This window comes from Oscillibacter sp. (assembly GCF_032060045.1).
GTDB lineage: Bacteria > Bacillota > Clostridia > Oscillospirales > Oscillospiraceae > Oscillibacter.
The window spans coordinates 1-10,227 of the sequence record NZ_DAMBZJ010000056.1; the positions used below are offsets into that span (position 1 = coordinate 1).

Consider the following 10,227-nt stretch of genomic DNA (forward strand, 5'->3'; position numbering starts at 1 on the left):
CAAGGCGGCACCGATGGAGCTGGCTCAACGCTTCCGTCAGCTCCTGCTGACGGGCCAGCAGAGTTTTTTCCCGTTCGGTCATCTGAACCAGACTGTCATGGGCCGCTTGGATTTCCGCGGTGGAGCGGCGGTCCTCATGGCCCTGCTCCTCCAAACGTCTTTTCAGATACATGGCCCGCTTGAGCAGCTCTGCGGCTTTGTCCCGCAAGGCCGACAGCTCTTTCCGGTTTGCATGCAGCTCTTCCCGGATTTCGGGCTGCACGCCCAGCGTGATTTCCGTGCTCCGGCCGGACTGGGAACCGATGGAGTTGGCCTTGATGTGATTGACGGCCACCACCTGCCCGCCGATAATGCTGCCCCGGCTGCCTGCGGCCACTACAGAATCGCTGCAAAAAATGCGGGAGGTGAGAATGTAATCGGATTCCACGCACTCGGCGTGAACCGTGCAATTTTCAAGATGCCTTGCACGCACGTTCTTTCCCCGGATAATGGCCTGATTGTTGCCGGAGACGCCTGCGGAGATCATTACGTCGCCTCCTGCCTCTACCGAGGCGGCTTCCACCATGCCGCTGATGGAAATGCTGCCCGTGGCCTTCACCGAAAACTGCTCGCGCACGTCGCCTTGAATGGTTACGTCTCCGCGGAAATCAATATTCCCCGTGGAATAATCCACGTCGGAAGTAATATTCAAGATGTTTTTAACATGGAACTTACCGTCCCGAAAGTCCAAAAAGCCGTCCATGTCGGCAAGGAGCTTGGTTCCGTCCTCGCTGAGAGCGGTGTAGTTTCCTGCGAGAACGGGGGCGGGGTTCACCGCCTTGGGCGGAACGGAAACGCCGTCCACCCGCGTTCCGGCGACGCCCTCTGTGGGAGGGTAAATGTCGCAGATGACCGCACCCTTTTCGATGACTTGCACGCAGGCCTGGGCGCGATAGTCCACGGTGCCGCCCTCTTCATTGCCTGTAAAGCGGGAGAAATCGCGGGGGAAGTGTTCCTTTGTCCAGCCGTCCTTCCCCTCTATGGGAAAGGTGCCCCGTGCAACCGGGCACAGGCTAAAATAGGGCTTTTTTGTAAAGACGGAGAACAGAGCGCGCTGGTCCACGCCAAAGGTGACGCGGGCCTCCCGCAGCAAGGCCTGTCCGTCCGCCACGGTAAGTCGCTTGCCTTTTCCGCTGGGGGGCAGCAGGAGCAGCCACGCCGCCATGCCGTCCTCAGAGAGAACGACCTGTGCCATTTCGTCCACATCCGGAGGTTCGGCGGGGACGGGGGCAGGCGCTTCTGCGTCAGGTGCGGAAGAAGTGGGTACTTCTCCTCCGGGCGCAGTGGGTTCTTCTTCCAAAGGGGAAGGAGCGGGAACTTCCTCGCTGGACGCAGAGGGAGAAGTTTCATCCGATTTGGCCGAGGCCATCTGTGCAGCGGCGCGAGCCTGCGCTTCCTGTGCTGCGTGAACCTGAATAGATGCTCGCTCCATCATCAGCCAGCGCTGGGCAAGAGGAAGCAACTCCCTTAGTATCTTGACTGCGCTTGCATTCATTGCTGTTGGAGGGATATCCATACCGCCCTGAGCCGGGGGTAGGGGCGACAGCGCGGGCAGCCCCGGCTGGTCGCATTTTTGCCAGACCTCCCTCAGCGGGTTGTCCAGCGGGATGGGAATGGCCTCCTCCTCGATAGAGGGTGGAGACGGCTCAGGAGGAACCGCTTGCGGCTTATCCGGCTGCGCCGGGGTAATCTGCCTGTCGAGACTTGTCTCCGGTGTCTGTTCATCGGAGCTTGTCTCCGGCAATTGCTCGTCGGGGCCCGTCTCTGGCGGCTGCTTGTCACGACTTTTGTCGCGCGCGCCAAAGCCGCCAAAAAACCTCTTAAATTTCCCAGCACTGCTTTCCGACATCATGATCACTCCCGTTTTTTCATCTGCGTCGCCCCCAATGTGAATGTGGGGGAACGGCTGCGTGTGTGCTTATTCACAAAGAAAAATGTTACAGAATTTCACAATTCAGTATAATTATACCACAAAATGTTTCCAAGGTCAAATGGATTACTGTGCTAAATTTACAGGAACTGACGATTTACAGGCTTTTAGCGCCGTGATGTGCAAAAGGCCCCGCCGAAAATCGGCGGGGCCGCTTTTTGTCAGTCTTTCAATTTGGCACAGTCTGCCTGCTCGCCGGAGAGCATTTGCAGCCCGTGGTCCAGCGTGGGAAGAACGGATTCGAGATTTTCCTTTGCGGCCTTAGGACTGCCGGGGAGATTTACAATCAGAGTTCCGCTCCGGATGCCCGCCGCCGCCCGGGACAGCATGGCCCGGGGCGTGACGGCCATGGACGCACACCGCATGGCTTCCGGAATTCCGGGCGTCGGTCGGTCGCAGACGGAGAGCGTGGCCTCAGGCGTCACGTCCCGAGGAGAAAAGCCAGTGCCTCCGGTGGTCAGAATCAGGCGCACGTCTCCCGCATCGGCCCACTCCCGCAGCATGCGGGCGATTTCCTCCTGTTCGTCCGGGACCACGGCGGTCCGCAGGACCTCATACCCCGCGTTTTTCAGCATTGCGGAAATCAGTGGACCCCCTTCGTCGGGGCGCTCCCCGCGAAAGCTTCGGTCGCTGACGGTTAAAACGGCGGCGTTCCAATTCATTAAACTCCTCCTTGTGGCGCGTGGCGCGTAAATTACATTCATTTCAAGCCTTTTGCAAAAGCAGAATATCCTGAGGCCTGACAGATACGGTGACGGTTTTTTCTTCATCATGCGCCGTCCACGCGGCTTTGTCAAGTTCCATCCGCAGCAGCGGCGCATCTTGCGCCGCACCAAGGGGGCGCAACAGAACAATGGTTTCAAACACATCGTCAATAACTTTTTCCACGGTGCAGGAAAAAGCGTTTTCTGCCCCTTTGGCGGCAAACCGGACGTGATGGGATCGGATGCCCGCCACGCTGATCTCCGGAGGGACGGCGCGGCCGCAGAAAAGGCGTATCCCCCATTTGGAGAGGAAGACCGTTCCGGCATCGGGGACAGCGGCGGTAAAGTTTTTACAGCCGGAAAGGCGGGCGGCAGATTCGGTGCCGGGGGAGAGGAACAACTCCTCCAGAGTCTGCACGGCCTGGCTTTTTCCGCTGTTCATCACGCAGACACTGTGGCAGTTGCGCCAAGCTTCACCCCGGTCGTGCGTGACCCATAAAACTGATCCGGGGAAGGCGGCGAGAGTTTCTGCAAGCTCCAATTCCAACTGGTATTTGAGATAGCTGTCCAGCGCAGAAAAAGGCTCGTCCAACAAAATCGCCCGAGGCTGGGAGGCCAGAATACGAGCCAGCGCCGTGCGCTGCTGCTGCCCGCCCGAGAGGGCGGAGGGACGCTTCGCGGCCACATCCTCCAGACGAAACTGGCGCAGTTTTTCGGAGACCACTTGGTCCCGATCCGCCCGATTCTTCACGGCCACGGCAATATTTTGCGCGGCGGTCATATTGGGAAAAAGGGCATACTGTTGGAAAAGATACCCTACCTCCCGCCGCTGGGGCGGAAGGTCGATTTTGGCGGCGCTGTCAAACAAAACCCGTCCGTCCAGCTCGATGCGGCCCTCATCGGGACGGAGAATGCCCGCGATACACTTGAGTGTCACGGACTTTCCGCAGCCGGAGGCCCCCAGCAGCGCAAGTGTCTCATTCTCCGCCGTAAACTGTGCATCCAGAGAAAAAGTTCCCAGCCGCTTGTGGATATCCACACGAAGCATCAGCGAGTTCCCCCTCTCTGTCGGGATTCCAGAAGATTCACCGCCAGCAGCACCACGGCAGAGATGGCGAGATTCACCAGCACCCAACGGGTCGCCCCTGCATCGTCCCCGGTGCGCCAGAGCTGATAGACAGTGGTGGAAATGGTGGCAGTGCGGCCCGGGGTATAGCCTGCAATCATGGACGTTGCTCCATATTCTCCCAGTGCCCGGGCAAAAGCCAGCACGGTCCCGGCCAGAATCCCCTGCTTACAAACGGGCATCCGCACCCGCCAGAAAATGTAACTTCCCGAAAGGCCCAGCGTTCGCCCCGCGTCTGCCAGCGTCTCGTCAAAGGACTCAAACGCGCCCCGGGCAGTGCGGTACATCAGGGGAAACGCCACAACCACGGTTGCAAAAATGGCACTCCACCAGGTCATCACCATTTTCACGCCGAACTGTTCCAGCACCCAGCTTCCGATGATCCGGTTAGGTCCCAGCAGGCGCAGCAGCAGATAGCCTACCACTGTGGGAGGAAGAACCAGGGGCAGCGTCAGCACCACGTCCAACACGCCCTTTACAAGCCGGGGCAGGCGGGCAATGTAATACGCGGACAGCAGGCCCAGAAAAAATACCGCCACGGTGGAAATGGCGGAAATTCGCAAAGAGTTATAAAGAGGATACCAGTCCATGGGAGCTCCTTTCTGCGGGAGGCTCCCGCAAAGGCGTTCAACGCGCCGGGGAAAAATCGCAGGGAGAGAAAACCTCGGAAGGCGGCACGGGGAAACTGTGGTCCCCGTGCCGCCAGGAAGTTATGAGTAAATTATGCGGCAGAGAAGCCCACAGCCTCAAAAATCGCCATGGATTCGGGAGTGGAGAGATAGTCGAGGAACGCCTTCGCCTCGGCGGCATGCTGAGAGCCAGAGAGCACGGCGGCGGGGTAAATTACCTGGCCGCACATCTCGGCGGTGGCGCTGTCCACCACAGTAAGCCCCGCAGAATACGCGTCGGTGGCGTAAATCACACCGCAATCCACGGAAGCTTCGGAAACCTGCGTGGTGACTTCCTTCACGTTGGAGCCGTAGGTCAGCACGCCTGCGGTGTTCAAAGCGGCCTCATCCAGCTTATAGAAGGCCAGAATTTTCTGGGTGTACTGGCCCACGGGCACATCGCTGTTGCCCATGGCCATCAGGATATCGCCGGCCTTCAGGTGCTCGGCAAGCTGGTCAAAGCTCTCGATCCCCTTGGGATTGCCCGCGGGAACCACCAACGTCACCTTGTTTTCCAGCAGATTGACGCGGGTGGTAGTGTCAATCATGTCCAGACCGTCGGGGTTCTTCTCGGCGTCGTCTTTCAAGGAGCCGTCCAGCGCGTTCATCTGCTTCTGCGCGGCGGAGATGAATAGGTCGCAGCCTGCACCCTCCTTGATCTGGGTCAGTAACGTGCCGGAGGATTCGTAGGTGGGGATGACGGTGACGTTGGGTGCCACGGTTTTGTAGGCTTCAATAATCTGGTCGACGGTCTCCGTCATGGACGCGGCGGCGAAGACGGTGATCTCCACCGGCTCAGCAGCGGGGGTGGAACCGGCGGCGGAAGAACCGGCAGGAGCGGAGCCGGAGCCAGAACTGCCGGTGGAGCCGCAGGCGGCCAGAGCCAAGGCCATCGCCATGGCCAATGTGAGTGCAAGAACCTTTTTCATGTGTACAAACCTTCCTTTCATAGTTCGGCGGCACCGCCGCCAAGAGCTGCGCTTTGTAAAGCGCTGTATTTCTGAATTCCTGAAGGAAATTACAGACCGTGATACTCAATTGAGGCCAACGAAATGCAAAGGGGACGCGCCCGTATAGGCGCGAAGTACCTTTATCTGCCGAAGGGGCAAATGGGCCAGTGACAGGGCTTGCAACCAAGGCACAGCCCGCCGTTTCCAAGAGCCACAATGTCGTTCCGGGTGACAGGTATACCCGCCGCCACGCGGGGAAGAACCAGATCAAACACCGTGGCGCCCGCAAACATCACGCAGCCGGGCAGGCCCATGACGGGCACTCCGTCTGAAAAATAGCCCAGCAGAAACATGGCGCCGGGAAGGACGGGCGCGCCGTAAGTGATGATTTCTGCCCCCGCTGCCCGAATACCGCCGGGCGTGTTGTCATCGGGGTCCACGCTCATGCCGCCAGTGCACAGCACCAAATCCACGCCCTGCGCCCGGACCTCGCCGATTGCGGTGGCCACGTTCTCCACGCCGTCGCCGGAAAAAATCTGAGCCACGGTTTCAATGCCCACGCCCGCCAGCTTATTTTTGACAGCCGGGGTAAACCGGTCCTCAATCAAGCCGCTTTTCACCTCGCTGCCGGTGGTGACGATGCCTGCGGTTTTCAGCTTATAGGGATGAACGTTCAAAATGGGGGCGGGGCCTGCCGCCGTTTCCGCGTCCTCCAGCGTAGACTCCGGTACGATCAGGGGAATGACCCGCATGCCCGCCAGCTTGTCCCCGGAGTGCACCGCCGTGCCGCCCTTGCGGGTGGCCAGCATCACATCGGGGATGGAGTTCACCGCGAAAAGCCGCTCCGCATCCACGGTAAAATAACCGTCGCATACTGCGAACAGCTCAATTTTGCCCTCTTTAATGTCCTCTGTCCGGCGAATGTTCTGTCCCATTGAAAGGCCGCACAGCCGCATCGCTGCGTCGTCCTCATGAAGCATTCCGGCGTTCATCTCCCAGACGTACAGATTTTCCTTGCCCATGGAGAGGAGTACGGGAATGTCCTCATCCGCCACCACATGGCCCTTGCGAAACCGGGCGCCCTTGTATTCACCGGGGATAATCTGGGTCAGGTCATGGCACAGAACATGACCCACGGCATCTCTCGTTTTGATGAGCTTCATGCATTCACCTCCAGAACTTCGATCTCATCTCCGGCGCGGACGCTTCCCTCCTGCACCACCACGGCAAAAATTCCCTCGGTGGGCATGACGCACTTGCCAACGGCCTGCTTAATAGCGCAGTCGTTGTGGCATTCTTTGCCGATCTGGGTGACCTCCACCTCGGCTTCTCCGATGCGCAGACGGGTTCCCACCGGTAGGTGCTTTAAATCCATGCCCACGGTGTTGATGTTCTCCGCGAAAACACCCTCGTCCAGAGGAATGGGGCTGGCGGCGCGCATAGAATCCACGCTCTCCTCTGCCAAAAGGCTGATTTGACGGTGCCAGTCTCCCGCATGGGCATCCCCCACGATTCCGTGGCGGAGCTTTAGCTGAATTTCCGATACAGGGTGCTTCTGCGTCCCCTTCTGTTCACTGATGTTAACCGATGTTACCTTCGCCATATGCTTCCTCCGCAGCGTAGTCGCCACTTTTCCCACCGCTTTTTTTCAAAAGACGGATGTTTTGAATGCGCATGTCCTTCTGAACGGCCTTACACATGTCATATATCGTCAGCGCCGTGGCTGAAACGGCAGTGAGCGCTTCCATTTCAACGCCTGTGACCCCGCCGCAGGAGACGGTGGCCAGAATTTCCACGCGGCTGGGGCTGTCTTCCAGATGAAAGGAGATGTCGATTTTCGTCAGAGGGAGAGGATGACACATAGGAATCAGCTCCCAGGTGCGCTTGGCGGCCATAATGCCCGCCACCTGCGCCACCGCCAGAACGTCACCCTTTTTCATGGTTCCAGCCCGAATTTTCTCCAAAACTTCCGGAGAAACAAGGATTTCTCCGCCTGCCAGTGCTTCCCTCGCCGTGACGGGTTTTTCCCCCACGTCCACCATGTGGGCGCGGCCCTGCTCATTGAAGTGGGTCAACTCCTGTGCCATGTTTCTACCTCTTATTATTGCAGATGCAAAGCATCCTTAAAATCATTGTAAGCACTTTCGGCGAAGCCGAAAGCAAACAAAGTGGAGCTTGCGACTAAGCTCAGCCGCCGATCTCATTCATATTCCGCAAGGTGTCGCTGCCGCCCTCCGTCAGATGATGCCGTTCCGGCTTTTGGGCAATGCCCCGCCGGATGGCCTCCACCAGCTCCGGGCCGTGGAGCCCGCGAAGCGACAGCTCCTCATCACTGTGGAGACAGGGTTTCAGCTTTCCGTCCGCCGTGACGCGGATACGGTTGCAAAGACCGCAGAACCGGTGGCTCATAGGCCGAATCAGCCCCACCGCTCCGACCCAACCAGGGACAGCGTAGCGCGCCGCCGTACCGGAGGACTTGAGAGGCCGCAGAGCCGGGACCTTTTCCAATACTGTCTCCGCCGGAATGAATCGACTTTTTTCCCACTGGGCACACTCTCCCATAGGCATTAGCTCAATAAAGCGAATTTCCCAGGGCTTGTGCTCTGTCAGGGCCACGAAGTCGACAATTTCGTCGTCGTTAATGCCGCCCATCAGGACTACGTTGCACTTCAGCTTTGTAAATCCGGCCCGCTCCGCCGCCGCAATGCCTTCCAGCGCGTCGTCCAGACAGCCCCGGCGGGTGATATAAGAAAAACCAGCGGGGCGAAGACTGTCCACGCTGACGTTCAGGCGATCCACGCCCGCATCCCGCAGGGGAGCGGCCAACTCCGGCAAAAGACTGCCGTTGGTGGTCATGCACAGTTCCTTCAGCCCGTCAATCAAAGAAAGGCCCCGGCAGATTTCCAATATCCCGGCGCGAACCAGCGGTTCGCCGCCGGTGAGCCGAATTTTTTTCACGCCGCAACTCACTGCCGCCTGTCCGATTTCCACGCACTCTTCCACCGACAGGATATCTCGATGCGGACGCTTATGAACGCCCGCCTCCGGCATACAATAGCGGCAGCGGTAATTACACAGATCTGTTACCGACAGCCGCAAATATTGGATTGTGCGGCCGCAGCCGTCGGTCATAAGCACCTCCGTGATACTATATAAAGGTGAACGGAATTAGTGTAGCATTTTTGGTAAAGGAAGTCAAGAAAAGATGGTTTTCTGTCGTCTTGACGAGAAGAACTGGTTTGTGTTATTCTTTTAAAAGAAGAACGAAAAAGGGGGAAAGCCGATGAAGTGGGCGCAGGTTCTGGGAATGCGTCCCGGCGTCACCGCCGTGATCGGCGGGGGCGGGAAAACCACCCTTTTGCGCATGGCTGGAGAAACACTTGCAGCCGCCGGGTTCAATGTGTTGCTGTGCACTACGACAAAAATTTATCCTTTCTCCGATTTGCCCTGCGTGACGGAGCCGGGAGAAGAGCGGCTGCTGGCGGCACGGGCGCAAAGCAGGCTCCTTTGCGCGGGGTCTTCGCTGGACAATGGAAAACTCGCCGCTCCGGCGGTGCCCATGGCGCGGCTGAAAGCCTTGTTTGACTATGTGCTGGTGGAGGCCGACGGCTCCGCCCATCTGCCTCTCAAGGCCCACGCGCCCCACGAGCCAGTGATTCCGCCGGAGGCGGGAGAGATAATCTGCGTGGTGGGGGCGTCGGGGTTTGGAAAACCCATTCGGGAGGTGGCCCACAGGCCGGAACGCTACGCGGCGCTGGCAGGCGCGGGAGAGGGCGACTTGGTAACGCCCCGAATTGCTGCCAAAGTGCTGAAGGCGGAGAAATTGCACACCGGAATTCTAATCAATCAGGCGGAGCTGGCTGCGGCTCAGGCGCAGGAATTGGTCCGATTGTTGAACTGCCCCGCTGTGGCAGGGTCGTTAAAGCTGGGGAAACTATTTTAACCGCTGTTGCGGAAATGGAGGATACCAATGCTGATAGTAATTCGAGGTGCGGGGGATATCGCCACGGGAATTGCCCTGCGCCTGTGGCGCAGCGGCCTTGCGGTGGTGATGACCGACTTGCCCCGCCCCACGGCCATCCGGCGGACAGTCTGCTTTTCGCAGGCCATCGTGCTGGGCCGAGCCGAAGTTGAGGATGTGAAAGCCGTCCGGGCCGAGACGGTGGAGGAAGCGCTGGCCCTGCTGGAAGAGGGCGTGATCCCTGTTTTACCGGACCCGACGGGAGCGTGCATCCCGGAGCTGCGCCCCGACGCGGTGGTGGACGCGATTCTTGCAAAGAAAAATATGGGTACAAGGCTGGCGGATGCCCCGGTGGTAGTGACAGTGGGTCCCGGCTTTACGGCGGGAGTGGACTGCCACGCGGTGGTGGAAACAATGCGGGGCCATACCCTTGGCCGCGTATATTATCAAGGCTCCGCTCTGCCCAACACGGGGATACCCGGTCTGATCGGTGGCTTTTCCGGTGAGCGGGTTCTAAGGGCCCCTGCGGATGGAGTGTTTCACCAACTGCAGGATATTGGGGCCATGGTGCAGGAGGGGGATATTGTCGCCGAGGTGGCGGGGCATCCGCTGCGGTGTACGCTTACTGGTGTGCTGCGGGGAATCCTGGCGGATGGAACGCCGGTGTTTAAAGGGATGAAGGTCGGAGATGTGGACCCCCGGGGCAAAAAAGCCAATTGCTTCACCGCTTCGGATAAGGCGCTGGCGGTGGGTGGCGGTGTGCTGGAGGCCGTGCTGCACCTGACCAATGCGTCAAAAGTTTCCATGGCCCACTTCTTTGAGGCGGGGAAATGCGCTTCCGAAGGTTTT

At 59.0% G+C, this 10,227-nt stretch carries 11 protein-coding genes; 2 read left to right on the forward strand and 9 right to left on the reverse strand.

The window, feature by feature from the left end; all coding sequences use genetic code 11:
* The 9 genes from RT018_RS14960 to moaA form a co-directional block, all read right to left on the reverse strand.
* A partial coding sequence (locus RT018_RS14960; RefSeq protein ID WP_312943124.1) for a FapA family protein occupies nucleotides 1-1,891 on the reverse strand: 1,891 nt, incomplete at its 3' end.
* Between the two features lie 239 nt (nucleotides 1,892-2,130).
* Nucleotides 2,131-2,631 carry a MogA/MoaB family molybdenum cofactor biosynthesis protein gene (locus tag RT018_RS14965; RefSeq protein ID WP_312943125.1) on the reverse strand — a complete coding sequence of 167 codons (501 nt, stop codon included), beginning with the start codon at nucleotides 2,629-2,631 and terminating at the stop codon, nucleotides 2,131-2,133.
* 43 nt (nucleotides 2,632-2,674) lie between these two features.
* On the reverse strand, nucleotides 2,675-3,721 hold the full coding sequence (locus tag RT018_RS14970; RefSeq protein WP_312943126.1) for an ATP-binding cassette domain-containing protein: 1,047 nt from the start codon (nucleotides 3,719-3,721) through the stop codon (nucleotides 2,675-2,677).
* A complete protein-coding gene (modB, locus tag RT018_RS14975; protein ID WP_312943127.1) occupies nucleotides 3,721-4,389 on the reverse strand; it encodes a molybdate ABC transporter permease subunit in 669 nt (222 codons plus the stop codon). Before modB ends, RT018_RS14970 begins: the two co-directional genes overlap by 1 nt.
* 131 nt (nucleotides 4,390-4,520) lie before the next feature.
* Nucleotides 4,521-5,396 carry a molybdate ABC transporter substrate-binding protein gene (modA, locus tag RT018_RS14980; protein WP_312943128.1) on the reverse strand — a complete coding sequence of 292 codons (876 nt, stop codon included), beginning with the start codon at nucleotides 5,394-5,396 and terminating at the stop codon, nucleotides 4,521-4,523.
* A 161-nt stretch (nucleotides 5,397-5,557) separates the two neighbouring features.
* A complete protein-coding gene (locus RT018_RS14985) occupies nucleotides 5,558-6,580 on the reverse strand; it encodes a molybdopterin-binding protein (protein WP_312943129.1) in 1,023 nt (340 codons plus the stop codon).
* The gene (locus RT018_RS14990; protein WP_312943130.1) at nucleotides 6,577-7,020 is read right to left on the reverse strand and encodes an MOSC domain-containing protein; all 444 of its coding nucleotides are present in this window, start codon (nucleotides 7,018-7,020) and stop codon (nucleotides 6,577-6,579) included. Before RT018_RS14990 ends, RT018_RS14985 begins: the two co-directional genes overlap by 4 nt.
* A complete protein-coding gene (gene moaC, locus RT018_RS14995) occupies nucleotides 6,998-7,504 on the reverse strand; it encodes a cyclic pyranopterin monophosphate synthase MoaC (protein ID WP_312943131.1) in 507 nt (168 codons plus the stop codon). The genes RT018_RS14990 and moaC overlap by 23 nt, the downstream gene beginning before the upstream one ends.
* A gap of 100 nt (nucleotides 7,505-7,604) precedes the next feature.
* A complete protein-coding gene (gene moaA / locus RT018_RS15000; RefSeq protein ID WP_312943132.1) occupies nucleotides 7,605-8,549 on the reverse strand; it encodes a GTP 3',8-cyclase MoaA in 945 nt (314 codons plus the stop codon).
* Nucleotides 8,550-8,700: 151 nt separating this feature from the next.
* On the opposite strand from moaA, the gene yqeC reads away from it, so the two are divergent.
* A complete protein-coding gene (gene yqeC / locus RT018_RS15005; RefSeq protein ID WP_312943133.1) occupies nucleotides 8,701-9,360 on the forward strand; it encodes a selenium cofactor biosynthesis protein YqeC in 660 nt (219 codons plus the stop codon).
* Nucleotides 9,361-9,387: 27 nt separating this feature from the next.
* On the forward strand, nucleotides 9,388-10,227 hold an 840-nt coding region (gene yqeB / locus RT018_RS15010), incomplete at its 3' end, for a selenium-dependent molybdenum cofactor biosynthesis protein YqeB (RefSeq protein ID WP_312943134.1).

Excerpts from the sequence above, each read along its gene's own strand:
- RT018_RS14985 (WP_312943129.1), bottom strand. The coding sequence starts at position 6,580 with ATGAAGCTCATCAAAACGAGAGATGCCGTGGGTCATGTTCTGTGCCAT.
- moaC (WP_312943131.1), bottom strand. The coding sequence starts at position 7,504 with ATGGCACAGGAGTTGACCCACTTCAATGAGCAGGGCCGCGCCCACATG.
- RT018_RS14965 (WP_312943125.1), bottom strand. The coding sequence starts at position 2,631 with ATGAATTGGAACGCCGCCGTTTTAACCGTCAGCGACCGAAGCTTTCGC.
- RT018_RS14970 (WP_312943126.1), bottom strand. The coding sequence starts at position 3,721 with ATGCTTCGTGTGGATATCCACAAGCGGCTGGGAACTTTTTCTCTGGAT.
- yqeC (WP_312943133.1), top strand. The coding sequence starts at position 8,701 with ATGAAGTGGGCGCAGGTTCTGGGAATGCGTCCCGGCGTCACCGCCGTG.
- RT018_RS14990 (WP_312943130.1), bottom strand. The coding sequence starts at position 7,020 with ATGGCGAAGGTAACATCGGTTAACATCAGTGAACAGAAGGGGACGCAG.
- modB (WP_312943127.1), bottom strand. The coding sequence starts at position 4,389 with ATGGACTGGTATCCTCTTTATAACTCTTTGCGAATTTCCGCCATTTCC.
- modA (WP_312943128.1), bottom strand. The coding sequence starts at position 5,396 with ATGAAAAAGGTTCTTGCACTCACATTGGCCATGGCGATGGCCTTGGCT.
- moaA (WP_312943132.1), bottom strand. The coding sequence starts at position 8,549 with ATGACCGACGGCTGCGGCCGCACAATCCAATATTTGCGGCTGTCGGTA.